The sequence below is a fragment of the Actinoplanes sp. CA-142083 genome (assembly GCF_050942195.1).
In the GTDB taxonomy this organism is placed as follows: Bacteria; Actinomycetota; Actinomycetes; order Mycobacteriales; family Micromonosporaceae; genus Actinoplanes.
Map to the genome: position 1 here is coordinate 5,334,020 of NZ_CP192076.1, position 24,067 is coordinate 5,358,086.

The 24,067-nt window shown below is 74.8% G+C and carries 19 protein-coding genes and 1 pseudogene; 10 read left to right on the top strand and 10 right to left on the bottom strand.

Annotated elements, in window-relative coordinates; all coding sequences use genetic code 11:
- Window positions 1–491: 491 nt before the first annotated feature.
- The 5 genes from ACQPZX_RS24435 to ACQPZX_RS24455 form a co-directional block, all read right to left on the bottom strand.
- Window positions 492–848, bottom strand: coding sequence for a GntR family transcriptional regulator (locus ACQPZX_RS24435; RefSeq protein ID WP_433384791.1), 357 nt, complete (start codon window positions 846–848; stop codon window positions 492–494).
- 30 nt (window positions 849–878) lie between these two features.
- A complete protein-coding gene (locus ACQPZX_RS24440) occupies window positions 879–2,267 on the bottom strand; it encodes an MFS transporter (RefSeq protein WP_433384793.1) in 1,389 nt (462 codons plus the stop codon).
- A gap of 94 nt (window positions 2,268–2,361) precedes the next feature.
- Window positions 2,362–2,949: a hypothetical protein gene (locus ACQPZX_RS24445; RefSeq protein WP_433384796.1), complete on the bottom strand. Its 588-nt coding sequence runs from the start codon at window positions 2,947–2,949 to the stop codon at window positions 2,362–2,364.
- Window positions 2,946–4,745, bottom strand: coding sequence for a dynamin family protein (locus ACQPZX_RS24450; protein ID WP_433384799.1), 1,800 nt, complete (start codon window positions 4,743–4,745; stop codon window positions 2,946–2,948). The genes ACQPZX_RS24445 and ACQPZX_RS24450 overlap by 4 nt, the downstream gene beginning before the upstream one ends.
- Before the next feature lie 28 nt (window positions 4,746–4,773).
- The gene (locus ACQPZX_RS24455; RefSeq protein ID WP_433384802.1) at window positions 4,774–6,132 is read right to left on the bottom strand and encodes a dynamin family protein; all 1,359 of its coding nucleotides are present in this window, start codon (window positions 6,130–6,132) and stop codon (window positions 4,774–4,776) included.
- A gap of 318 nt (window positions 6,133–6,450) precedes the next feature.
- Here ACQPZX_RS24455 and ACQPZX_RS24460 point away from each other — a divergent pair, with 318 nt between their 5' ends.
- Genes ACQPZX_RS24460 through ACQPZX_RS24500 form a run of 9 tightly spaced genes read left to right on the top strand, consistent with a single transcriptional unit; the run spans window position 6,451 to window position 19,066 of the window.
- Window positions 6,451–9,021: a LuxR C-terminal-related transcriptional regulator gene (locus ACQPZX_RS24460; RefSeq protein ID WP_433384805.1), complete on the top strand. Its 2,571-nt coding sequence runs from the start codon at window positions 6,451–6,453 to the stop codon at window positions 9,019–9,021.
- Window positions 9,018–9,557 (top strand): LuxR family transcriptional regulator, encoded by a 540-nt coding sequence (locus tag ACQPZX_RS24465; protein ID WP_433384808.1) that lies wholly within the window; start codon window positions 9,018–9,020, stop codon window positions 9,555–9,557. The genes ACQPZX_RS24460 and ACQPZX_RS24465 overlap by 4 nt, the downstream gene beginning before the upstream one ends.
- Window positions 9,558–9,616: 59 nt before the next feature.
- The gene (locus ACQPZX_RS24470; protein WP_433384811.1) at window positions 9,617–10,462 is read left to right on the top strand and encodes a phosphotransferase enzyme family protein; all 846 of its coding nucleotides are present in this window, start codon (window positions 9,617–9,619) and stop codon (window positions 10,460–10,462) included.
- Window positions 10,459–10,602 carry an FAD-dependent oxidoreductase gene (locus ACQPZX_RS24475; protein WP_433384814.1) on the top strand — a complete coding sequence of 48 codons (144 nt, stop codon included), beginning with the start codon at window positions 10,459–10,461 and terminating at the stop codon, window positions 10,600–10,602. The genes ACQPZX_RS24470 and ACQPZX_RS24475 overlap by 4 nt, the downstream gene beginning before the upstream one ends.
- Before the next feature lie 24 nt (window positions 10,603–10,626).
- On the top strand, window positions 10,627–11,427 hold the full coding sequence (locus ACQPZX_RS24480; RefSeq protein ID WP_433384817.1) for an NAD(P)/FAD-dependent oxidoreductase: 801 nt from the start codon (window positions 10,627–10,629) through the stop codon (window positions 11,425–11,427).
- A 12-nt stretch (window positions 11,428–11,439) separates the two neighbouring features.
- A complete protein-coding gene (locus tag ACQPZX_RS24485) occupies window positions 11,440–15,279 on the top strand; it encodes a CHAT domain-containing protein (RefSeq protein WP_433384820.1) in 3,840 nt (1,279 codons plus the stop codon).
- Window positions 15,280–15,288: 9 nt separating this feature from the next.
- A complete protein-coding gene (locus tag ACQPZX_RS24490) occupies window positions 15,289–15,627 on the top strand; it encodes a hypothetical protein (RefSeq protein ID WP_433384823.1) in 339 nt (112 codons plus the stop codon).
- Window positions 15,627–16,241, top strand: coding sequence for a hypothetical protein (locus ACQPZX_RS24495; RefSeq protein ID WP_433384827.1), 615 nt, complete (start codon window positions 15,627–15,629; stop codon window positions 16,239–16,241). Before ACQPZX_RS24490 ends, ACQPZX_RS24495 begins: the two co-directional genes overlap by 1 nt.
- Window positions 16,238–19,066: a hypothetical protein gene (locus ACQPZX_RS24500; protein ID WP_433384830.1), complete on the top strand. Its 2,829-nt coding sequence runs from the start codon at window positions 16,238–16,240 to the stop codon at window positions 19,064–19,066. The genes ACQPZX_RS24495 and ACQPZX_RS24500 overlap by 4 nt, the downstream gene beginning before the upstream one ends.
- Before the next feature lie 6 nt (window positions 19,067–19,072).
- On the opposite strand, the gene ACQPZX_RS24505 is transcribed toward ACQPZX_RS24500, so the two are convergent.
- Together ACQPZX_RS24505 and ACQPZX_RS24510 are read right to left on the bottom strand one after the other, a co-directional pair.
- Window positions 19,073–19,924: a hypothetical protein gene (locus tag ACQPZX_RS24505; protein ID WP_433385415.1), complete on the bottom strand. Its 852-nt coding sequence runs from the start codon at window positions 19,922–19,924 to the stop codon at window positions 19,073–19,075.
- Window positions 19,925–19,980: 56 nt separating this feature from the next.
- Window positions 19,981–20,865: an alpha/beta fold hydrolase gene (locus ACQPZX_RS24510; RefSeq protein WP_433384833.1), complete on the bottom strand. Its 885-nt coding sequence runs from the start codon at window positions 20,863–20,865 to the stop codon at window positions 19,981–19,983.
- A gap of 32 nt (window positions 20,866–20,897) precedes the next feature.
- Here ACQPZX_RS24510 and ACQPZX_RS24515 point away from each other — a divergent pair, with 32 nt between their 5' ends.
- Window positions 20,898–21,428 carry a GNAT family N-acetyltransferase gene (locus ACQPZX_RS24515; protein ID WP_433384837.1) on the top strand — a complete coding sequence of 177 codons (531 nt, stop codon included), beginning with the start codon at window positions 20,898–20,900 and terminating at the stop codon, window positions 21,426–21,428.
- Here the strand turns inward: ACQPZX_RS24515 and ACQPZX_RS24520 are convergent.
- The 3 genes and pseudogenes from ACQPZX_RS24520 to ACQPZX_RS24530 form a co-directional block, all read right to left on the bottom strand.
- Complete coding sequence (locus tag ACQPZX_RS24520; protein ID WP_433384839.1) at window positions 21,406–22,281, bottom strand: sulfotransferase family protein; 876 nt, start codon at window positions 22,279–22,281, stop codon at window positions 21,406–21,408. The genes ACQPZX_RS24515 and ACQPZX_RS24520 overlap by 23 nt on opposite strands.
- A gap of 9 nt (window positions 22,282–22,290) precedes the next feature.
- Window positions 22,291–22,899, bottom strand: a complete 609-nt coding sequence (locus ACQPZX_RS24525) for a VanZ family protein (RefSeq protein WP_433384842.1) — start codon at window positions 22,897–22,899, stop codon at window positions 22,291–22,293.
- Window positions 22,900–23,191: 292 nt separating this feature from the next.
- A pseudogene (locus tag ACQPZX_RS24530) lies at window positions 23,192–23,950 on the bottom strand (lysophospholipid acyltransferase family protein); the annotation flags it as partial.
- Window positions 23,951–24,067: the final 117 nt, after the last annotated feature.

Below are 24,067 nucleotides of genomic sequence, written 5' to 3' on the forward strand. Positions count from 1 at the left end.
TGCGGGTAGGGGGCGGGGGCCGGCGCGGCCGGCGGGTAGGCCGTGGGAGCCAAAGCGGCCGGCGGGTAGGCCGCGTGGGACGGAGCGGCCGGCGGGTGGGTGGCCCAGCCCGGCGGCGGGCCGTATGGCGGTGGCGTGACCGGCGCGCTTGGTGCTCCTGGTGCCCAAGGCCCGCCTGATGCCGCCGGCGTTCCCGGGGCGCCTGGAGTGCTCTGCGGCTGAGCGGGCTGCGGCCAAGGGGACTGGGGCTGGTAGGGCTGGGACATGGGGCACCTCGGGGGACGGAAGGGGCGGGAGCCGCGTCAGGGTACTGGGTGATCGCGGTGGGCGCTGCCCCGTTCCGGGAGAGTGCTGACGAGGAGAGCCGCGCCGAAATGGCGGAGGCCGGGCGGCAATGAGGTGGCGGTGTTGCCGCAGACGTCCGGCGGGCGAGGGACGGCTGGTCAGAGGGACGGCTGGTCAGAGGGACGGCTGGTCAGAGGGACGGCTGGTCAGAGGGACAAAGCTGCTCGCACCAGGGCCAGGGCCTGGTCGGGCGGGATGCCCAGGGCGCGCGTGGTGGCGGCATACGACTCGGCCGCGTGCTGGGCCTGTACCGACGTGCCGGTAGCTCGGGAGGTGATGACGGTGCCCAGGCGGCCCCGGGTCTCCACCAGGCCCGCGGACTCCAGCTCGCGGTAGGCGCGGGCGACCGTGTTGACCGCGAGGTTCAGCGTCGTGGCGAGGGTGCGGACGGGCGGGAGCTTGGTGCCCGCGGGCAGGGTCCCGTCGGCGGCCAGGGCCGCTATGCGCTGGCGGACCTGGTCGTAGGGCGGGACCGGCGAAGCGGGGTCGATGCGGATGTCCATGGGAGCAGTCTGTAGTCCGGGGCGGGTGGGTCAGAGGAGCCTGGGGGGTGTGTTGCCGGCGGCCTGGATGGCCTGGCGGATCGGGACCAGGGCCAGCAGGATGCCGCCTACCAGGAAGAAGATGACCAGGGAGACGATGCCCACGCGGTAGCTGTTGGTGATCTGGAAGACGAGCCCGAACAGCAGGGGGCCGAGCCAGCTGGTGCCCTTGTCGCTGATCTCGTAGAAGCCGTAGTACTCGCCTTCGCGGCCCTGGGGGATCAGCTGGGAGAACAGCGAGCGGCTCAAGGCCTGGCTGCCGCCCAGGACCAGGCCGATGGCGACGCCGAGGAGCATGAAGGGGAGGGGCTCGCCGGCGGGGAGCCAGTACGCGGCGATGACCACGCCCAGCCACAGGGCCAGGCTGAACAGGACCGTCTTGCGGGCGCCGATGCGGGCGGCCATGGCGCCCAGCAGCAGGGCGCCGCCGAAGGCCAGGAACTGGACCAGCAGGATCGTGATGATCAGGGTGGACTGTTCCAGGTCGAGCTCTTCGGTGCCGTACTGGCTGGCCAGGGCGATGACGGTCTGGATGCCGTCGTTGTAGATCAGGTAGGCGAGCAGGAAGAACAGGGTCAGGGGGTACGCGCGGATGCCCTTGATGGTGTGCCCGAGCTGGCGGAAGCCGTCGAGCAGGATGTTGCCTCTCGCGGTGGTGGCCGCGGCGCCGGGGTGCTCGCGCAGCCAGGCCAGCGGGATGAGGGTGAACAGGGCCCACCAGACGCCGGCGGAGACGATGCACCATCGGGCGATGTCGAGGGTGCGCTGGTCGTTGTCCTCGATCGAGAGGATCGTGACGGCGACCAGGTTGAACGCCAGCAGCAGGCCGCCGCCGAGGTAGCCGAGGGCCCAGCCGCGGGAGGAGACCTTGTCGCGTTCGTCGGGGCCGGCCAGCTGCGGCAGGAAGCTGTTGTAGACGACGATCGAGGCGCCGCCGGAGATGTTCGCGATCAGGAACAGGATGCCGCCGAGCATGTACCGGTCGCCGGTGACGAAGGCGAAGCCCATGGTGGCGGCCGAGGCGATGAACGCGGTGACGGCGAGCAGGAGCTTCTTGCGCGGGGTGCGGTCGGCGACGGCGCCCATCACGGGAAGCACGAAAACCGTGAGAAAGACCGAGAGCGAGACGACGTACGGGTAGAACGAGCCGGCCGCCACGGAGATGCCGAGCGGGTGCACACGCCCGGCGCAGTCGTCGACGTCGGTGCTGAGCTGGCAGCCGGCGGCGACCTTGGTGACGCTGGTGAGGAACGGTCCGAGGAAGACGGTCAGGACCGTGGTGGAGAACGCCGAGTTGGCCCAGTCGTAGAAGTACCAGCCGGTGCGTTCCCGGCGGCCGGCCGCGGGGACGTCGGTGGGGGTGCCGGTGGTTGCGGCCATCGTGGCGGCTCCTGGTCGTCTTTTCCGGTGCGCGGACACTATGCCATCCGCGGGCCGGTGACGGGGAGGTGCCACGTACTCAGATTTGCGAGCCTCAGTTCTGCTGCCACCACTTCGCGAGGGCGGCGGTGGCCGGGTCGTCGGAGTCGGCGAGCACGGCCCACGGGTCGGCGCCGGGCGGCAGGTCGGTGCCGGCGTACTCGGCGAGCTCCTCCGGGCGTACGGGATCGGTGTGATCTTGATCGTGGAGCGCGGCGGAGATGTCGGCCAGCCCCAGGCTGCCGGTGTCGATCCACGGCATGCCGTCCACCGGTTCGGGCAGCTCGCCGACGTCGACCGATGGCGGAAACATCTCCTCGCCCGGCAAATCCGAAATATCCGAAAGGCCGTGGGTGTCGGCGACGAGGGCGGCGTCGTCCGAGGAAGCGGTCTCGCCAGGATGGTCGGCGTCGGCGACGTGGGAGGCCTCAAGGTGCGCGTCATCGAAGCTGGGGGAGTCGGCGGGGAAGGAGGCAGAGCCGTCCTCGTGCGGGCCGTCGGCGTCGGTGTCGTGGGACTCGAAGTCGTGAGCGTCGAAGTCGTGGGAGGGGTCGTGAGCGGGGTCGTGCGAGTCCCACGCCAGATGGTCGTCGGGCGGGGGCGAATGCTCGTCCTCGAAGGAAAAGTCGTGGTGATCCGTCATCGGTTCTCCTCGTCGTACGGGACGGGCGTCAGTGCCCGCGCCCGGATCAGCACGTCGTCCACCTGCTTGAGCCGCGCCTTGGCCTGATCGAGCTCGGCCTGCGCGGCGGTCCGTCGCTTGGCGCGGCCGGCGGCGTCCTCGGCGGCCGCCGCGTCGATCTCGGCGATGTGCGCGTCCAGGTCGCGCAGCCGCCGCTCGACCGCGTCGTCCACGGCGACCGACAGCGCGTACTGCAGGTCGGTGAACCTGTTCACGATCTCGTCGGCGAGGGCCGCGCGGGCCTCGCCGAGCACGTCGCGCAGCCAGATCCGCGCCTGCTGCCGGTCGGTCTGCACGCGCCGCCGCCACAGCACGTATCCGCCGGCGGCCAGCCCCAAACCGATTCCGGCGACGGGAACCAGCAGGCCGCCGGCGGCGAACACCGACGCGCCGAGGATGGCGCCGCGGCCGGCCATGAACGCGATCCCGCCCGCGGACAGCGCGATCAGCATGTTCTCGCCGGAGCCGTCGCGCGGCGGCGCGGCCGACAGCGCGTGCCGCAGGGTCGCGTTGAGCCGGCCCAGCATGCCGGCGCGTTCCGACTCGTCGAACACCTCGGCCAGGACCTTCTCGGCCACCTGCTGGAAGGTGTGCTCGAGCTGCTGCGACAGGCTCACTGCCAGGGCCTGCAGCTCGGCGTCGACCGCGTCGGGCAGCTTGGCCAGCTCCTGCCCGCGGCCGGTGTCGATGCGCTCGGAGAACTCCTGCTGCAGGGCCGCGACCCGGGTGCGCAGCTGCCCGACCGTCTCCACCCGGGCCCGCTGCGTCTCGGTGCTCAGCAGCAGTGTCCACTGCCGGGCCTCGGTGCGTTTGCGGGCTGCCAGCGCCGATCGCTCGGCCCGCACCGACGCGTTGCGCGCCGGGTCCGCCGAGGCCGCCTCCACGCGGGCGGTGGCCGCGCCGACCAGCCGGGTCAGTTCCCCGCGGGCGGCGCGCAGCACGTTCGCCAGCTGCAGCTGGTGTCCGCGGCCGGCGAGATCGACGAGGGCGTGCTGCAGGCCGGCGATCTTCGAGGCGTCCACCAGCGTCGCCTGCTCCTCCGCCGGCGCTTCGAGCGCGAGGGTGGCGAGGGTGGCGGAGACCGGGAACCAGGGCGCTTCCGCGAAGCGCGGGGCGTGTGCGCGCAGCAGGGCACGGTTGTCGTCGGCGATGCGCCGCCATCCCGGGTACGCGTCGATCTTGGTGAGCGCGAACACCACGGCGTCGACGCGCTCGCTGGCGGCGACCAGGAACTCGAGCTCCGGGGCGGACAGCGGCGCCGACGCGTCGGCCACGAACAGCAGCGCGGTCGCCTGGTCGACGGCCGCGAGGGCGACGGTCGCGTGGGCCGGGTCGAGGCCGCCGACGCCGGGCGTGTCGAGCAGGCTCAGATATTGCAGCAGCGGCGCGGGGTGGCTGACCTCGATCCGGCGGGCCTTCTGCTCCCCGGTCGCCCACCGCCGCAGGTCGTCGACCTCGATCGGCTCGGAAGCCCCCGGCACCCACGCCAGCATGCCGGGCTCGCCGGGCACGAACTGCAGGTAGGTGGCGGTGGCCACGGCGGCGTCGACCGGCGACAGGCCCGGCACCCCGAGCAGGGCGTTGACCAGGGAGCTCTTGCCGCGCTTGGTCTCACCGACAACTACCACCGAGGGCCGGACCAGCTGGCGTCGGCGCAGCTCCGCGAGGTCGGCGCCGGCATCGGCGTCGACCCCGCGCACGTACGCGAGAGCGTCGCGCACCGCGGCGTCGAGAGTCTTCGTGAGATCGACGGTCACGAGCGCACCCGCCCGGCAAAGAAGGGGTTCATGGGCGCACCCGCTGCGCGAGGATGTGGAACCCGCGGTGCGCGACCTGCGCGACCCGCGACTGCGCCGGCCCGGCCCCCGCCACCGCGTACACCCGCCACCGGTTCGCCGCCTCCCGCGCCGCCGCGGCCAGCTCGTCGGCCCCGGCGTCCGGCAGCCGCAGGATCCAGCGCGGGTCGTCCGAGGTGGCCAGGCGGGTCAGCTCGGCCTCCCAGTCGGCCGGCAGCGGCACCGCGCCGGTCGCGACCCGCTGCGCCGCGTCGAGCAGCCGCAGCCGGTGGTACGCCGGGTCGCGCAGCAGCCCTTCCACGGCGTCTTGCAGGGCGTCGCGGTCCTGCTCGTCGCGGGCGTGCCCGGCCATCCGCTCGAGGCGGCCCAGCGCCCAGCCCGCCTTGATCGCGTCGGCGCGCCAGCGGAACGCCTGGTCGAGGGTTTCCCGCAGCCGCGGGAACCCGGACGCCGCGACCAGCCGCCGCACCAGCTCGCCGGTGCCCAGCTGCGGGTCGGCGGCCAGCTGCGCGACCGCGTAGCCGATCCCGTACAGGTCGAGCAGGGTGAGCAGCCGTTCCCGCCGCTCGGCCGGGACCGGGACGGGCCGGGTGCGGAACAGGTCGACCGAGGCCAGCAGCAGCCGCAGCTCACCGGCGGGTAGCGCGGCCAGCTGCCGCAGCGCGGCGCCGTCGGCCGCGGTCAGCCGCCCGGCCTCCCCGGTCTCGGCGAGCAGCCCGATCACCGGGACGACATCCGACACCGTACGGGCGAGCAGCCCCGCCTGCTGCTCGGCCAGCGGGCTCGCGACCGGCCACGGGTCGCCGGCCCCGCCGACCAGCGTGTCGGCCTTGCCGAACACGCCGAGCGCGTTGATCGGCGACGACGCGAGCCGCGCCGACGCGGCCCGGAACGCGTCCAGCGCCCGCACGTCGTCGGAGCGCACCGCCTGGGTGAACACGTAGACCACGGCCTCGGCGGCGGCGACCTCGGAAGCCGAGTCGGCGTCGATGTCCGCGTCGAACGGCGCCGTCGACACCCCGACCGCCTCCTCCGCGCGGGCCGAGACCATCGTGTCGGTGGAGGCCAGGCCGGGGGTGTCGACCACGGTCAGGTCGCGAAGCTTCTCGCTGGTCAGGGTCACATCCACATACGCAACCCGGCCGAGGGGCACGCCGAGGCGCTGGGGGATCATGCCGTCGTCGTCCAGCGGCAGGCTGCGCCGCTCGCCGTCGCGGCACACCACATCGACCCGGTCGGCGGGCCCGTACCGGAACCGGGTGACCACCCGCGTGCACTCACCCACCGCCGTGGGGGCCACCCGCCGCCCGATCAGGGCGTTGACGAGTGTCGACTTTCCGGCTTTCAATCGACCCGCGATAGCAACGCGTAACGGCTCGCCGAGCCGATCACCGATCTGTCTGACCTGGCCACCGGCCTCCGGGCCCAGCCGTCCCGCGATCTGGTCACACAGCGTCGCTACGCTGGCGCTCAGCGGGCCGCTCACGACGACTCGTCAGCCATGCACACTGTCAGCGAGAATGGGCTGACCACGGACCCTCCCACACATGGGCGGGCCGGGTGCCCGCAGCAGACAGCCTACGGACAGGCGCGGGACACGGGATCCCGTGTTCGTGCCAGAGGCAGAGCAGGGCCAGGACGAGCGGGGACACAGGGAGGGGAGCAGGTGGCGGAAGATCAGGACCCGGTCTCCACCGCCGCTGCCCTGCTGCACCGCCCCGCCCTCGTCGTGCTGGCCGGACCACCCGGCTGCGGCCGCACGACCCTGCTGCGCCGCATCACCGACACCGTGCCCGGGCCGGTGTATTCCGGTGGCGGCCTGGCGATGCTGCGCGCCAACCCGGCGCTGGCGTTGTCGCGGGCGGTGCGGGCCCGGCTCCCCGCGCACGACGTGCACCTGCTCGCCGAGGCCGTGCGCTCCCGGGTGCGCGGCGGGCTGCTGGTCCTCGACGACCTGCAGTACACCGACCCCGCGACCCTGGCCGCGCTGCCGCTGCTGGCCGAGCACTGCCGGGTCCTGGTGGCGTTGCGCACGCCGCACCGGCTGCCGGAGGCGGTGGCCACGGCGTTGAAGGGCGCGGCGGCGGCGTGGCTGACGGTGCCGCCGCTGACCCGGGACGCCGCGACCGACCTGGCCCGGCGCACGGCGGCGCAGCTGGACCCGGCCGTCGTGCAAGCGGTGGTGGACCGGGCCGGTGGCAACCCCCTCGCGATCACGGCGCTGGCCCGGCAGGCTGCCGCGGGCAAGGCGCCGGGTGGTTCCGGCATGGACCAGGTGGCGTACGCGATCGCGACCGCCCTCGCCGACCTGCCCCGTCCCGCCCGCACGGCCCTGGCGGCGCTCGGCCTGCTCGGCCGGCCGGCCCCGGCGGCGCTGCTGGGCGCGGGCGCGACCGACCTGCACGCCGCGGGCCTGATCACGGCCGGGCCGGGCGGTGACCTGGTGCCCGTGTCGACGTATGTGGCGGAGACCGCGGCGGGCCTGCTGGACGCGGCCGGCCGGGTCGAGCTGCACACCCGCCTCGCCGAGCTCACCCCGCCCGCCGAGGCGGCCCGGCACCTCGCGGCGGCCGGCGACCCGGCCGGCGCGCACCGGATGGCCCTGGCCGCGGCCGACCAGGTCACCGGCGGCGACCGGGCGGCGCTGCTGCTGTTCGCGTGTGACCTGGACACGCCGATCGACCCGCGGGTGCGGATCGCCGCGGCCGACGCGGCCCTGGCGGCCGGCCGGCCGGGCGCGGCGGCGCGGGCGCTGACCACCGAGACCCCGCTGGGCGTGGAAGCGGACGTGCTGCGCGGCGAGGCGCTGCTGCAGGCCGGATCGCCGGCCGCCGCCCGCGCCACGGTGGCGCCGGTGCCGGACGCGGCGCCCGCCCCGGTCCTCGCCGCCCGCGACCGGGTGCTGCTGCTCGCCGAGCTGGCCACCGACCCGTCGAACGCCCTCGACCTCGCCGACAAGATCACGGCGAGGTACCCGAATCCGCCGGCCCCGGTGGCGGCGGCCCTCGCCGTCGTGCACGCCCGCCACCGGAGCCCGGGCTGGGACCGCGAGCTGACCGCGGCCGCGACCGCCGGCGGGGATCCGGTGGTGGCCCGGTGGAGCGCCTGGCTGCTCGTCGAGGAGCTGGTCGCCGACGGCCGGCTCGTCGAGGCCGCCGGGGCGGCGCTGACCGCGGCCCGCGAATGCGCGGCCGAGCTCGCCTACGGCTGGCAGACCCGCTTCGCCGCGGCCGCCGACTGGGCTCTCGCCCTGCACGGCGCACCCGCACCCTCGCCCACGCCCGGTGAGCCGGGCCACGGCGCACCCAACGCCGGGCACGCCGACGGCGGAACCACCCACATGGCCGGAAGCCGCGTGCGGCCGGAACCCGGCAGCGAGCGTGGCGCTCCCGCGGGGACGGACAGTGTTTTCGGGGAAGGGCCCGACGCCGTACTCAAAAGGAGCCTGAATCTGACCGACCGGGCTCTCCCCGACGAAGCCCGGGGTTATGCGACAGCGGCCGCTGCGCTGATCGAAGCGGACACCGGCCTGCTCGGTGCGGCGCGGGCGCGGCTCGACGGCGGGGTGGCGCATCCGGCCGCGGCGTGGGTGGCGCGGGAGACGGCGTGGCTGGACGGGCAACCGGAACGGGCCGTGCACGCCGACGACGCCGGCGCGCACGGGCTGCTGACCGGGCTGCACGCGATCACCGCGCGGTGGGCCTCCTACGATCTCGGAGAGAAGGGGGCACCGCCGATCCCGGCGGGGCTCCCGCAAGCGGCCCGGCGGACGCTGACCGCCTGGGCCACCGGCACCGGCTTCACCGCCGCGGCGGACGGGTGGCGGCCCGTCGCGTTGCGGGAGCAGATCCGGTGCCTGCTCGCCGCCGGGCTCACCGACGGTGACCCGGCACGCGCGGTCGCCGCGCTGCTCGACGCCGAACGTCTCGCCGACGCGGCGGGACTGACTGTCCTCGCCGGACGCGCCCGGCGCGGACTGCGGCGGCACCACGTGCACCGCGACACCCGCAGCCCCCGATCGGGTGACCAGCTGACACGCCGGGAGACCGACGTGTTACGGCTGGTCGCCGCGGGGGAACCTACCCGGCGCATAGCCGGGCAGCTCGGCATCTCCGCCGAGACGGTCGACACCCACATCCGCGCCGGCATGCGCAAGCTCGGCGCCCGCACCAGAACGGAAGCCGCCGCCCTCGCCTTCGCCACCTTCCCCTCTGAGACACCCAAGGATGGCCGGTGACCAGACAGCCCGACGCCCCCCGCCATGTCGTCGCCACACCCGGTGACGCCGACACCGTGCTGCGCCGCCTGATCCGCGACGGCTGGGTGGCCCGCGACGGTTTCGCCCTGCCCGACCCGGGCTGGGACGTGACCGGCAACCGGCTGGTGCTGCACGGCCGGATCGCGGACCCGGAGACGCTGCAGCTGGCAGTCCTCGCCGCCGCGCGGGGGGCGGGGATCGTGGCGATCTGCGACGCCGAGTCGGCGCTGGGCCGGGCGCTGATCGACGACCTGGCCCGGCTCGGCCCGGTCCGCCAGGGCGCGGCGGTGGAGGTGGCCGACGATGCGAGCCCGGTCGCCGACCTGGTGCCCGAGCAGCGGGCCCTGCTCGACCGGCTGGCGGCGGGCGACACGATCGCGGCGGCCGCGGCGGCGGAGTTCCTGTCGCTGCGCACCGCGAACCGGCGCATCGCCGAGGCCCGGCAGATGTTCGGGGTGCGCACCACACGCGAGGCCGTGCTCGCCTACCTGCGGCAGCGCGGCCCACAACCATGACATAGATCGACTAGGGTGACCGGTCGGTAAGAGACGGACCGGGGTACGGGGGAACCGACGTGACGACCGAGGCATGGCCCACCGCCGCCCGGCTCGACGCGCCGCGCGTGCTCGAGCGGATCGCCTCGATCACGGGAGTACGGCTCGTCCTGGAAGGACCCGCGCCCGGCGGGGAGGTCGGCGCCGCCTACGTGCGGTGGCCGGACGGGCGCCGGTCGGTGCTGACCGCCTCCCGCACCCGCAGCGCGGTCCTGGTCGACCGGGCCCGCGCCGCCGGAGTCCCGACACCGCGGCACGAGCTGACCGCCCGCGTCGACGGAGTGCGGGTCGTGGTGCAGCAGCGACTGCCCGGCACCCCGCCGGACGACCTCGACCCCACGGTCGTGCGGCAGATGCTCGCCGTCAACGACCAGCTCGCCGGGGTCCTCGCCGCCGAACCCGACCCGCGGCCGGCCGAGCTGTATCTCACCTCCGACGGGCCGGGATTCTGCCTGCACGAACCCCTGGCAGGGCACAACGCCCGCACGGCGAAGCTGCTCGAATGGGTGCGGTCGGTCGGGGCGGACGGGTCGCACATGGTCGGCGACGACCTCGTCCACATGGACTTCCACCCCGGCAACGTGCTGGTCGAGCGGGGGCGGCTCACCGGGGTCGTCGACTGGGACGGCGCGGTCCGCGGGGACCGGCACTTCGACCTGGTCACCCTGCTGTTCTACCTGCGCGGTCAGGCGCCCGCGCTGGCCCCGGCCGTGCAGGAACGGCTCGCGTTCCTGCCGTCGCGGCGGCTGCGCGCCTACTGGGCGCACATGAGCCTGCGGCAGGTCGACTGGTCGATCCGGCACCACGACACGGCGACCGTCGACCGGTGGCTCGACGTCGCCGAGGGCGGCATGGCCTCGCTGTGAACACGGTGGTGGTCGGCGGCGGCATCGTCGGCGCCTGCGTCGCCTACGAGCTGGCGCGGGCCGGCGCGCCGGTCACGGTCATCTTCCGGGACGGCGGGGTGACCGCCCGGTCCTTCGCCTGGATCGGCGGCAACGGCTAAGCTTGGCCCGGCGGGGCTTCGCTATTGCGGCCCCTCGTCGTGCCGTCCTGGGAGACCCTCGCCGCGACGGTGCCGGGCGTGTCGGTGCGGTGGTCCGGGTCGTTGCGCTGGCCTGCCCCCGGAGTCTCATCGTCGGAGATCGCCCGGCTCGAGCCGCACCTGCGCACGGTTCCTCCGTCGGCGCGTTTCGAGCTCAGCGACGGTGGGGTCGACCCGGTCGCGGCGACCCGGGCGCTGCTGGTCGCGGCCCGTGCCCTGGGCGCCCGGATCGTCTCCGGGGCCACCGTCACCGCCGTACGCGACGGGGAGGTCGAGTCGACGGCCGGCCGGCATCCCGCATCCACGGTGGTGGTCGCCGCCGGGGTAGGTACGGCCGAGCTGTGCCCGATGGTCACGGCCCCGGCTTCGCCGGCCTTCCTCATGCGGATGCGAGCGCAGAGCGGTCTGGTCCGGACCGTCGTGGCGACAAAGGCCTTCGAGGTACGGGAGGCAGCACCCGGCCACCTGCTCGCGACCGCGCCGCTGGGCGCCGACCGCTCGTGGACGGGGCTGCGGTCCCTCGCCGGGCAGACCCTGGAGTCGCTGCGGGACGCGTTCGGGCCGGGGCTGCGGCTGACCGGATGGAGTATTGGCGACCGGCCGATGCCGCCGGACGGGCCGGTGATCGGGTACGTGTCGGAGGGCGTCTACGTGGCCGTCATGCACTCGGGGATCTGCCTGGCGCCGGCGGCCGGGCGGCTGATCGCCCAGGAGATCGTGACCGGGCGGGAGGCGCCGGAGCTGTCCGGCAGCCACCCCCGCGGTGACGTGCCACCGACCGCCTGACGGGAGGGTGAGATGGACGACGCCCGGCAACAGCAGCTGCTGGAGGCGTTGCTCGCGCGCGCCGGCCACCTCATGCGGTACACCGACACGGTCGACGACCCGCTGGCCGTGAGCCAGGCGGTGGACCTGCTCCGCCGGGTCGCCGCCGCCCTTCCCCCCGGACACCCGGACCAGGGCCACGTCCTGTCGACGCTGGACGGGGCGCTGCAGCGCCGCTACGAGCGCACCGGTGCGCTCAAGGACCTCCACGAGTCCGTCGACGTGGGCCGGCAGGCCCTGGCCGCCACCCCGCCCGGGCACGTCAATCGCGTCGCGGTGCTGTCCAACCTGGGCAACTCCCTCGGCACCCGGTACGAGCGCCTGCGCAACCCCGACGACCTCGACGAGTCGATCGCGCTGACCCGCGAGGCGGCCGGGCGCGTCCCCGGCGACCACCCCCAGCGCGCGTCGATCATCATGAACCTCGCGGCCTTGCTGCTGAGCCGGTCGGGCCACGACGACGAGGCCATCGGCCTGTTGCGCCGGGCGGCGGCCCTGTGCCGTGCGGGGAGCTGGGAGCAGATCGGCGTCATGTCGAACCTCGGCCTCGCCCTCAAGAAGCGGTTCGGCCACACCGGGCAACCGGCCGATCTGGACGCGGCCGTCGATGTTCTGCGGCGAATGGTGGACTCGCTGCCGGCCGCTCATCCACGCCGGCTCGGGGTCCTCGTCAACCTGGCCGAAACGCTTCGTCTCCGCGCCGCGCACAGCGGGTCCCTCCCGGACCTCGACGAAGCGATCACGATCGGCCGCCGGCTGCTGGCGGGCAGCACGATCGGCACCGACGTGCGAACGGCCGGGTTGATCGCCCTGAGCAGCGGTCTGGCCGACCGGTTCGCCCGCACGGACGAGCTCGCCGACGCCGACGCCGCCGTCGGCGCCTGGCGCCAAGTGGTCGCGGAGCTGGCCACCGACCACCCCGACCGGCCGGGCCTGGTCGCGAAGCTCAGCCACGTGCTCAACGACCGGCTCGCGCACTCCGACGCCCGGGTGGACGTCGACGAGGCGGTCGCCACCGCGCGGCAGGCGCTCGACCTCGTGCGGGACAGAAACTACGCGGGTGCGGGGGTGGCCGCGCGGCACGCGCTCGCGGTCGCGCTGCACGCCCGCCACCGCCGTGCCGGGCAGCTGGCCGACCTGGACGAATCCCTCGATCACCTCCGCCAGGCCGCCGACCGGGTGCCGCCGGGATCCCCGATGCGGTCGACCGCCCTGTCGGCGCTGGCCACGGTGCTGCGGGCCCGCTACGAACACGCCGGCGACCCGGCCGACCTCGACGCGGCGATCACCGCGGGCGAGGAAGCGGTGAGCATCCCGGCCGATCCGCTGGACCCCGAGCGGTACGCCGACCATCTCAGCCTCGGCAACGCGCTGCGCCGCCGGTACGAGCGGACCGGCGCCCAGCCGGACCTGGACCGGGCGGTCGACGAGTTACGGCGGGCCGTGGATAAGGCGCCGGCACACCACGCGAGCGTGGCCATGGCCCGGTCCGACCTCGGCGGCGTGCTGCTGCGGCGGTTCGAGCGGGCCGGCGCCCTGGCCGACATCGACGAGGCCGTCGGCTGCGCCCGCCAGGCCGTCGAGGCCCGGCCCCCGGGCCATCCCGACCGGCCCCGGCTCCTCAACGCGCTCGGGATCGCCCTGATGACGCGCTTCGACCGCACCCGGCAGAAGGCCGACATCGACGAGGCGGTCCTGGTCGACCGGCAGGCGGTGGACGGCACGCCACCGGATCACCCGGACGTCGCCCGGCGCGAGGTGAGCCTGAGCAACGCGCTGCAGGTCCGCTCCCGGCGGCTGGCCGATCCGGACGACGCGCAGGCCGCCGTCGACGCCGCCCGGCGGGCCCTCGGGCTGCTTCCGCCCGGGCACGCGGACCGGCACCGCTACCTCTCCACGCTGAGTTCCGCGTTGCGGACCCTCCATCTTCCCGGGCACGGCGAGGCCATCGATGCGCAGACCGAGGCCCTCGGCCTCGTGCCGCCCGGCCATCCCGTCCGCGCGGTGCACCTGATCAACCTGATGGGGTTGTACAACACGACCGGCGCCGGCGAGGACCGCCAGAAGGCGCTGGCGGCCGCGCGGGAAGCGGCGACGCTGACGACGGCGCCGGTCCACCTGAGAGTCTCCGCCGCCCGCGCCTGGGGCGACATCGCCGCGTCCGCCGGGCGGTGGCCGGACGCGGCCGACGGCTACACCACGGCGGTCGGGCTGCTCGACCGGCTGGCCGCCCGTGGCCTGGGCCGCACGGACCAGGAGTACTGGCTCGCCGAGTCGTCCGGCCTCGGCGCCGACGCCGCGGCGAGCCACCTGCGGGCCGGGCGGCCCGGCCGCGCCGCCGAGGTCTGGGAGCAGGGCCGTGGCGTACTGTTGGGCCGGGCCTTGGAGATGCGTTCCGACGTCGCCGCCCTCGGCGCCGGGCACCCCGCGCTGGCCGCCGCGTTCGCCCGGCTGTCCACCGACCAGGCCACCCACCTCCCCGGGGACGAGATGACCGTGTTCGACGGCGAGACCGGCAACGAGCTGACCGACCGCCGGTGGGCCCTGGCCCGCGAGTGGGACGACCTGGTGACTCAGGTCCGCGATCTGGGCGGCGAGTTCCGGGACTTCCTCAAACCGCCGCCGCTCGAGCGGTTGCTGCCGGCCGCCGTGGACGGCCCGGTGATCGTGGTGAACGTCAGCCGGTGGCGGTGCGACGCCCTGATCATCCGGCCCGAGGACGGGCGCGGGGACGCTGCGGCGGTCGAGCCGGTGCCGCTGACCGGGCTGGACATCGAGGACGTCGGCCGGCGCACGGTGGCGTACCTGGCGGCCCTGCACGCGGTGGAGGACGCGGCACGGCGGTACCACCAGGCCCAGAAGGCCTTCGACGACGGCGACGAGACGCCGGCCTCCTTCCGGCGGGTCAGCCACGCCCGCGTCGATTTCGCGCAGGCGCGCGACGACGTCGAGAAGCAACTGGCCGAAGTCACCGCGTGGCTGTGGGACGCCGTCGTGGAGCCCGTGTGGCAGGCGCTCTCCCGCCGGCCCTGGCCGGGCGATCCGGCCGAGCCACGCCTGTGGTGGTGCCCGACGGGCCTGCTGACCCTGCTGCCCCTGCACGCCGCCGGCCACCACACGGCGGACGGCGTCGCCGCCGGCAAGACCCTGCTGGATCGGGTCGTCTGCTCCTACACACCCACGGTGCGGGCGCTGGCGGAGGCACGGCGGCCCCTCGACCGGGACCGGGCCGAGGACCGCCTCCTGCTCGTCACCGCACCCGACGTCCACGATCAGTTGCCGTTGCCCAACGTCGAACGCGAGCGCCGGATGCTGTCGCGCCGCTTCGGCGACGCGGTGACGCCGTTGCACTCCGGCGACGCGACCGTCGCGGGCGTACGCGGGCAGTTGCCGGGCCACCGGTGGGTGCACTTCAGCTGTCACGCCACCCAGATGCTCGACGATCCCTCGCACGGCGGGCTCGTCCTGCACGACGGCGTTCTCACGGTCACCGGCATCGGCGCCGGGGAGTACCACGGCGAGTTCGCGTTCCTGTCCGCCTGCAAGACGATGACCGGTGGGGTGGCCCTGCCCGACGAGGCGATCACGCTGGCCGCGGCCATGCACTACACCGGCTTCCGGCACGTGATCGCCACCCAGTGGTCCGTCTACGACGCGACCGCCGCCGACGTCGCCGAACAGGTCTACGCGACGCTGTTCGAGTCCGGCCGGTTCCGGCCCGAACGCAGCGCGCACGCGCTGCACGCCGCGCTGCTCAAACTGCGGCACCTGCCGCTGAGTCTCTGGACCCCGTTCACCCACACCGGTCTCTGAAAGGGCGCAATGGCCAAGGCAACCCACAAGGCGGTCGCGTACCAGCCGGTCACCGACCCGCAGTACGCGCAGCTCGCCGCCACCGAGTTCGCCGTCGTCAGCACGGACCGGCACGCCGAGGTGCTGTTCGGTCCCTGCCCGCGGTGCCGGGGCGTGTTCCGCGACTTCCTGCCGGCCACCCTGGTCAAGGGCACCCGGGCGATCGGCAACCCGTTCCGGCGTACGGCGCAGCCGACCGACGACCTCGTGCCGATGACCTGCCTGTGCGAGCTCACCCACGCCAACCGGCCCGAGGGCGAGCGCGGCTGCGGGGCCTACTGGAAGCTCCTGCTCACCGAGGGACCCTGATGACGCGCAAGCTCCGTCCCGGCCCGGACGCCGAAGGCGGCCCGGCCGAGGCCGCGTACCGGACCGAGCTGACCCGCACGGAACTGAGCCGGATCCGCGAGGCCGCGACCGCCTGGCGCAACGGCCTGGCCGGGCTGCTCACCGCGCTCGCCGGGTTCAGCCTGATCAAGGGCCGCAGCGACATCAGCCAGCTCCGGGCCGGGTGGGCGGTCGCCGTCGGCGTGCTGCTGGGCGCCGCGACGCTGGTCGGCGTCGTCGCCGCGCTGCTGCTGATCCGGGCCGCGAACGGCAACCCGAAGATCGTGCCCGCCCGCGGGCTCGGCGGTAAGGACGAGGCGGATCACGCCGAGGCCGCGGCGTCGGCCAAAGCGCTCTACCGGGGACGGGCCCTGCTGCTCGCGTGCACGGTGCTGCTCGCCGGAGCCGTCGGTGTCACCTGGTACGGACCACCCCGCACCCGGCCGGTCCAGGTCACCACGCCCGGCGGGGTCCGCTGCGGGACCCCGGTCCGGCTCGTCCAGGGCGACCTCGTCCTCAAGTCGCTCGCCGGCGAGGTGACGGTGGACCTCGCCACGGCCGACGCGCTCAAGGCCGTGGACGTGTGCCCGCCGTGACCGTGCCACCGGAGCTGGCCGCCGTGCACACCCGCGTCGAGGCCGCCCTGGCCGGGGAGCAGGACGCCGTGCTGGCCCCCGGGGCCCTCGCCGACGCGGCGGCGCTGGCGGCCGCGGCACGGGATCCGGGCGGGCCGGTCGGCGAGGTGGCGGCGGCGACCGCGCTGGGCTGGCTGCACTGGTGCCGCTACCACCTGACCGCTCCGGGACCGGACGCCCAGCGCAGCGCCGCCGAGACCCTGCGCCACTTCCGGCTGGTCATCGACACGACGCCGGAGGCCGTTCCGGAGGACGTGCGCGCCACGATTGTCGACGCCGTCCTGAACGGCGCCGACCGGCCCGCACAGGCGACGCTCGGCGGCGCGCTGGTCTCCGCCGGTTCCCGGACGACCGACACCACCCTGCTCGACCAGGCCGCCGACCTTCTCGGCGCCGCGACCGGGCCCGGCGACCCGGCGCCCGAGCCGTCCTGGTGCGACCACCTGGCGGGCGCGCTCTATCTGCGCTACGAGCGCACCGGGGCCGTCGCCGACCTCGACCGGGCGGTGGCGGCCGCCGAGCGCGCCGCCGAAGTCGCCGCGGCGGGCGGCCACGACCTGGCCCGGTATCTCACCAACCAGAGCCTCGTGCTGCGGTCCCGGGGCGAGCGCGTGCGTTCCGTCGCCGACCTCGGCCGGGCCGTGGCGCTGGCCCGGGAGGCGGCCGCCCTCGCCGGCACCCCACGCGAGCGCGCGGGATGCCTGTCCAACCTCGGCATCGCCCTGCTCGCACGGGCCGGGGCCGCCTCGTCACCGGCGGACCGGGCCGAGGCCACCGACGTGCTGCGCGCGGCGCTGCGGACCGCGCCGGACGACGACGACCAGCGTCGCGCCTACCTGTCCAACCTCAGCTCGGCGCTGCTCTCCGCGGACCCGACGCCACCCCCGGACCTGGAGGAGGCGATCGCCGCGGCCCGCGAGGCGCTGCGCGACGGCCCCGAGGACGACCCCGACCGGTTCAAGCACGTCAGCAACCTCGCCACCGGGCTGCGCCGGCGGGGGACGGTCCCCGACCTGGACGAGGCCATCGCCGCCCGCCGGCAGGCGCTGACGCTCGTGCCGCCCCGGCACCCCCGGCACCGCGAGGTCGCCACCGATCTGGTGGCCGATCTGCGGCGACGCCTCGACCTGGCGCCACGAGCCGACGACGTCGAGCTCATGGCCGGCACGTTGCGCGCCGCCCACGACGGCGCCCCCGACGACCCGGTGCTGCTGGCCGACCTCGCCAGCGCGCTGCGCATGCGGTTCGCCTGGTTCGGCCGGCTCGGCGACCTCGACGAGGCGGTCGCGCTGCAGCGGCAGGCGCTCGGCGCCGAGGAGCCGGAGCCGCCACGATGGTTTCTGCTCGCCGGCCTCGGCACCGCCCTGCGGATGCGCTTCGAGCACACGGGCGGCGGCCTCGCCGACATCGACGAGAGCATCGCGGTGCTGCAGGAAGCGGCCGGTCTCGCCCCGCCCGGCCACGAACGGTACGAAGCCGCCCTGTCGGCGTTGTGCGGGGCGTTGCGAACCCGGTACGACGCCACCAGCCGGTTCCACGATCTGCAGGACGCCATCGCGGCCGGCGCCCGGGCCGTGGCGGCGGCCGCCGATCCGGCCGACGCCGCCAACACCCTGGGCTTCGCGCTGCGCCTGCGCTTCGACCGCACCGGCGAGCAGGCCGACCTGGAAGAGGCCGTCCGCCTCGGCCGGATCGCGGTGGCGCCGGACGGCCGCGCTCCCGGTAGCGGCGCGCTCTCCAACCTGGGGCTCGCCCTGCACACCCGCTACGAGTACGCGGGCGCCCTGGCCGACCTGAACGAGGCGATCTCCTACGCCGCGCAAGCCCTCGACAAGCTGCCGGCCGGCTCGCCGATCCGGCACCGGCTCCTGTCGAACCTGAGCATCGCGCACTGGGAACGGTTCCGCCGCACCGAGAACCCCGAGGACCTCACCGACGCGGTCCGCCTCGCCCGCGCGGCGGTGGACGCCACGCCGGCCGGACACCCCCGGCGCCCGATCTACCTGACCAACCTCGGCCTGACGCTGCACGCCCAGTACGAGTCGGGCGACCGGGACCCGGCCCACCTCGCCGAGTACGTCGAAGTGCAGCGCGAGGCGCTCGACTCCGGGGCACCCGGCGACGCCGACTACACGCTGCTGCTGTCGAACCTGTCCACCGCGGTCGCCGTGCTCTTCGCCGCCACCGGGGAGCACGCCCACATCGACGAAGCCATCGCGCTGGAACGGCAGGCGATCGCCGGCCTGCCACCCGGCCACGGGCGGGCGGGGCCGCACTGGACGAACCTCGGCCACCGCCTGCACGCCCGCTTCACCCACCTCGACCACGGCGCGGACCTGTCCGACGCGATCGCGGCCTGGGACCACGGCGCCCGGATCACCGCGACCCCGGTCGCGGTCCGCATCACCGCCGCCTCCACCTGCGCGGCGGTCGTCGCGGCCACCTCCGATCCCGGCGCGGCCGCCGACCGGTACGGCTGGACGATCGCGGAACTGCTGCCGCTGCTGGCCTGGCGTGGCGTCGGCCGCGAAGACCAGCTGTACCAGCTGCGGACGCACGCCGGCGCGCTGGCCCGCGACGGCGCCTCGTGCACCCTCGCGGCCGGCCGCCCCGGCGAGGCATTGTCCCGGCTCGAGCAGGGCCGCGCGGTCCTCTGGAACCAGGTGCTCGAGCTGCGCACCGACCTGTCACGGCTGGAGAGCGTCGCGCCCGAGCTCGCGCGCCGGCTGGCCGAGTGCCGCCGCGTCATCGACCATCAGGCCACGCCCCTGCACCCGGACGCCTGACCGGTCTCAGATCAGGGACGCGAGGCGCTCGACCGAGACGCACGAGATCAGGCAGCGTTCCTTCGCGTCGCCGCGCAGCTGGGCCGTCCACGTGGTGAACCCGCCGTCGCCGAGCTCGGCGTCGCCGGCGGTGATGCGCAGGGCCGCGCCGGTGTAGTAGCCGCGGCCGCGTTCCCGGCCGGGCTCCTCCACCAGCTGCGGGACGGCCGCGAGGCGTTCCCGCAGCAGTGGGCTGTCGAAGATCGTGTACCGCACGGCGGCGTTCTCCAGCGGCGCCAGGACCCGCTGCCAGTAGGCGAGGTGCCGCTCGAGCAGGCGGGTCTCGGTGCGGCCGGAACCGGTGTCGCGGGCCGACGAGACCAGCGCGAACAGCCGGAAATGCGCACCCATCCCCGGGCCGAACACCTGGGCGCGCAGCACCTGATGGGTCGCGGCGACGTGCACCTCGTCGTGCTGGTCGCGGCGGGCGGCGGCCTCGATCGCCAAGGCGTTGGTGGGGTCGGAGAGGACCTCGACCGGACGGGTCGCGGAGACGATCCGGTTCTGGCTGGTGGGGGAGACCACCGTGCAGGTGCCCAGCGGCGTCACGGGGGACAGCTGCACCCCGTACACGTCATCGCCCAACAGCTCCCACAGACGCGCCTCGACCCGGCTCACCTGCCGCGGGTCGGCGGCCGCCGGCCGCACGAAACGATCCTCGCGCCAGCGGCGCAGCAGGTCCGCCGGCCGGGCCCGGCCGGCGCGTTCCCGCATCACCGGCATCAACAGGGTCTGCAGCTGGCTGCCGGACAGGCCGGCGATCGCCTCGGCGGCGCCGGCGGGCATGCGGCTCCAGACCCGCCGCTCGGCATCGGACATCTCCACCCGGCCCACGATCGCCGATCACCGGCCGCCGGGTCCACCGGATTACGCCTTTACCGCAGGCTTTCGAAGACCTCGTCCCAGTAGGCGAAGCTGGCCGTCCCGTGTCCCGCGTCCAGCAGCGGGACCAGGACGGCGCCGGGGATCCGCTCGGCGAGCCACCGGCCGTGCGCGAGCGGGACAAGCCGGTCCCGGTCGCCGTAGTACAGCCGGACCGGGCAGCCGATCGCGGTCACGTCGATGTCCCAGGCGCCGCCCCAGGCCACGTTGTCGCGGGCGTACCCGTCGAAGCGGGACAGCGCCTCCCGCAGGTCCGCCGCCCAGCTGCGCTTCTTCTCCCGGTCGAGCCAGCGCAGGTCGTCGGCGGGCGCGCCGTCGAGGTACGCGTCGACCAGCGCCTCGTCGTCCTCGATCTGCAGCAGCCCCCGATGATCGGCGGCCGCGAGAGCCCGGAACCCGGTCAGCGCCGCCTCGCTCTGCCCGGTGTCGGTGAGGGTGAGCAACTCCCGCTCGGGGTCGCCCGGCACCGCCGCCTGGATGATCCGCCACGGCCCGATGCCGGCCACCACCGCGACCGCCGTCACCCGCTGCGGCCCGGCCAGCGCGGTCGCCAGCGCGTAGGGGCCGCCGCCGGACAGGCCCGCGGTCGCGAACCGGTCCACACCCACCGCGCCGGCCACCGCGAGCGTGTCGGCGCCCACCGACGCCAGGCTCGGCGGGGTGTCGGCGGCCGCGCCGTAGCCGGGCCGGTTCACCGAGATCAGCCGCACCCCGTGCCGGCGCGCGGCCGCCTCCACCAGGCCGGCCTGGTGCCGCGACGCCGGGGTGCCGTGGTGGAAGAGCACGGGTACGCCGTCGAGGTCGCCGCCCTCCCGGACCGCGACCCGCCGGCCGTCTGTCAGGGTCACGGTGCGCTCGACCGCCGCTTGGGCTCTCATGGCGGACCATGCTCCCACCTACGCTTACCGGCATGGCATTCCCCATCACCACTTTGGAGACCGGCCGGCTGCGGCTGCGCCCGTTCCGGCCCGCGGACGCCGCCGACGTGCACGCGGTGTGGCACGACGAGGACTATCTGCGATACGCGCCCGCCGGCCTGCCGATCGCCGCGGCGTCGCTGGAGACGGCCCGCCGCTGGTGCGCCGCCGAGACACCCGCGTCGTTCGCGGTCACCGCCGCCTCCGATCGCCTGTGCGGGCACGTGCTGCTGTTCAACGCCGACTGGGACGCCATGACCTGCGAGATCCATTACTGGATCGCGCCGTGGGGACGCGGGCACGGCTACGCCGGCGAAGCGGCCCACGCCGCGTCGGCCTGGGCGCTGCGCGAGCTCGGCTTCGCCCGGGTGTCGCTGTACGCCGTCGTCGAGAACACCGCGTCGCGGAAGGTGGCGGACGCGGCCGGTTTCCAGTTCGAGGGCATCCTGCGCAACGCCGCCCTGACCCGCTCGGGCCGCGCCGACCTGGCCTCCTACAGCCTCATCCCCGCCGATATCCCATAGCCGGGATGATGTCGCCGAGCTCGCGCTCGACGAGCTCGCGGGTCGCCCGGTCGACGCGCTTCTGCAGCTTGTGCGCCTGGAAGGTGGAGGCGGTCGCGAAGTCGTCGACGCCGAGCCGCCCGAACAGGGCGCGGCGCTGCCCCGGCCAGTCGGCGGCGAGGTCCTCGGCCCGCACCTCCACGTAGCGGCGGCCGGTCAGATCGGCGGTGGCCTTCCAGGCGAGCCAGCGCTCGTAGACCGGTCTGACCCAGGCGAGCGCGCCCTCGACGGTGGGCGGCGCCCAGGGCTGCTCTACGTGGGATGCGACCACCGCGACCGGGTGGCGCTTGATGTGGACGATGGTCGCCTCCGGGAACAGCTCCCAGAGAAAATCCATGCACAGCAGGTTGAACGGGGTCTTCTCACACCAGATGGGCTTGCCCGCATCGGCGGCCGCCCCGCCGAACAACGCGTCGACCGTGCCCCGGAGGATCGCAAGCAGCTCGCCCCGATCCCGGAAATACCGCGGGATCACCCGCTCGTCGTAGGTGCACGCGATGAGCTGCGGCCACAGCCGGCCCACGGTCTCCCCGTAGCGCGGCTCGCCGACAAGCTCCGGGACGGTCTTGCCGCGGTCGTCGCGCCGCCCCGGCACGCGTACGGTCAGGAAGTCGGTCAGCCGGCGCAGGGCGTCCTCGCCGACGATGGGGTCGAAGCGCGTCGTGAGGGCTTCGGCCAGGTCACGCAGGCCACCCGGATCGACGATGAACCGGGTCTCCATCGGGATCCGGTGGATCCGCGGATGCTCACCGATGATGTCGGCGAGCCGCGACGTTCCCGACCGGCCCGTGCCCGCCACGAAGACCGGTGACATGGCATCCAGCTAAGCCCCGGCGCCGCTGCCCCGCAACGAGATATCCCGCTCTGTACTACCGCGCCACCATCGGCGCGAAGCCAGCGCTGCCAGTCCCGCACCTGCCGCGTTGAGCAGCACATCGTCCACCGAGGACACCCGGTCCAGAGGCAGCACGTACTGCAAGGTCTCGACCGTGACCGAGCCGGCCGCCGCGAACGCGAGAATCCGCGGCACCGACACCACGAACCGCATCGGGGCGAAGAACCCGAACGCCGCGAACACCAGCAGATTCCCGGCGATCTGTACGGTCGCGGTCAGCGGCCCGCCGGCCACGACCGTGACCAGATCCCGCAGCGGGACCAGGTTGACCCGCTGCTGGCCGGCCCCGCGATTCGGCAACAGAATCATCCACACCCACGGCAGCGTCCCGTAGACGATCCCCACCTCGGCCAGCGACCTCCGCCACGCCGAGCGGCCGTCGCCGGCCGGCCCGTTACCGCCTGGGGCATCGCGACCGCGGACGCTACGGACCCGGGCCAGAGTCCAGACAGCCAGCGCCGCCAAGGGCAGCGCGGCCACCGTGAGGACGACGACCCCATTGACCGTGCCGAACCAGCCGTGCCAGCCCCTGAGCATGCCGCGCATGCTATCCAGCCCTCGCAGCCCGCCTGCGCGACCTCCGCGAGCCTCCACACGGCCCAAACCCCACGCGGCCCAAACCCCACGCCGGCCCACATCCGATGGTGGCCGGCGCCGCCGAGGCGATCGCGGGCCGTCGAGCCGTCGCCTAGGCCGGCCCGGCCTCCGCCGCCGGCGAGACCGGGTGGTCGGCGGACCGCACGGCCGGGGATTCCGTGGCCGGCGACGCATCCGTGCGCTGCCCCTGGACAGACGGCGCATCCCGCCCCCGGCTGAGCGTGCGCCCCGGCCGGGGACGCACCCGCGAGTTGTCGACCGCCCTCGTGTGGTCGACGAAGCGGGGCGTCTCCATCTCGCCGGCCCGCAGGTGGGCGAGCGTCTCGTCGATGCCCTCCATGATGAGCCGGGTCGCCTTCATGGCCCGCGCCCCCGGCGTCCCGGTCACCTGCGACAGGTCGACCGGCGTGTCGCCGAACCGCACGTACACCACCGGCCGGCGCCGCAACGCCCGCAGCAACGAGCGGCCCAGCCCCACCGGAGTCGTGTACGGCAGGACCGTGTGCGTGTTCCACTGCGCGACCGGCAGCACCGGCGCGCCCCCGGCGTCGGCCATCCGCGCCACGCCGGTCTTGCCGCGCTCGGGCCACATCCACGGGTCGAGACCGATCCGCCCCTCCGGGTAGACCAGCACCATCGCCCCCTCGTGCAGGGCCTGCACCGCGGTGGGCAGCGCCTCCGCCACGTGCGACGTGTTCCGGTCGACCCGGATGTGCCCGGCCGCCCGCATCGCGGCCCCGGCCACGGGCGCGTCGAAGATCCCGCCGGTGGCCATGAACCGCGGCGCGATGCCCACCTTGTGACAGGCCGCCGTCATCACGATCGGGTCGAACGGGCTGACATGGTTCGCCGCCAGGATCAGCGCCCGCCCCCGCAGCTCGGCCGGCACCCGCCCGGACACCCGCAACCGGCACAGCGGCAACACCAGGATCCGCGACAACACCAGCATGAACCGCCACATCAGCGGCGCCCGCAACGAAGCTCTCCCCATAAGGCCGCCAATCATGGCACGCCCACGCCCGGCCCGACCGCGCCGATCCAAGGGGCCGCCGGGTCGAACCGCCAGCCGCCCGAGGGCCCGACCCGGCGGACCCGACCAGACGGCCCA

Bases quoted from the DNA above. Each gene is read 5' to 3' on its own strand.
- ACQPZX_RS24440 (WP_433384793.1), bottom strand. From the start codon at position 2,267: ATGGCCGCAACCACCGGCACCCCCACCGACGTCCCCGCGGCCGGCCGC.
- ACQPZX_RS24495 (WP_433384827.1), top strand. From the start codon at position 15,627: ATGACGCGCAAGCTCCGTCCCGGCCCGGACGCCGAAGGCGGCCCGGCC.
- ACQPZX_RS24505 (WP_433385415.1), bottom strand. From the start codon at position 19,924: ATGTCCGATGCCGAGCGGCGGGTCTGGAGCCGCATGCCCGCCGGCGCC.
- ACQPZX_RS24435 (WP_433384791.1), bottom strand. From the start codon at position 848: ATGGACATCCGCATCGACCCCGCTTCGCCGGTCCCGCCCTACGACCAG.
- ACQPZX_RS24520 (WP_433384839.1), bottom strand. From the start codon at position 22,281: ATGTCACCGGTCTTCGTGGCGGGCACGGGCCGGTCGGGAACGTCGCGG.
- ACQPZX_RS24490 (WP_433384823.1), top strand. From the start codon at position 15,289: ATGGCCAAGGCAACCCACAAGGCGGTCGCGTACCAGCCGGTCACCGAC.
- ACQPZX_RS24525 (WP_433384842.1), bottom strand. From the start codon at position 22,899: ATGCTCAGGGGCTGGCACGGCTGGTTCGGCACGGTCAATGGGGTCGTC.
- ACQPZX_RS24445 (WP_433384796.1), bottom strand. From the start codon at position 2,949: ATGACGGATCACCACGACTTTTCCTTCGAGGACGAGCATTCGCCCCCG.
- ACQPZX_RS24485 (WP_433384820.1), top strand. From the start codon at position 11,440: ATGGACGACGCCCGGCAACAGCAGCTGCTGGAGGCGTTGCTCGCGCGC.
- ACQPZX_RS24515 (WP_433384837.1), top strand. From the start codon at position 20,898: ATGGCATTCCCCATCACCACTTTGGAGACCGGCCGGCTGCGGCTGCGC.
- ACQPZX_RS24510 (WP_433384833.1), bottom strand. From the start codon at position 20,865: ATGAGAGCCCAAGCGGCGGTCGAGCGCACCGTGACCCTGACAGACGGC.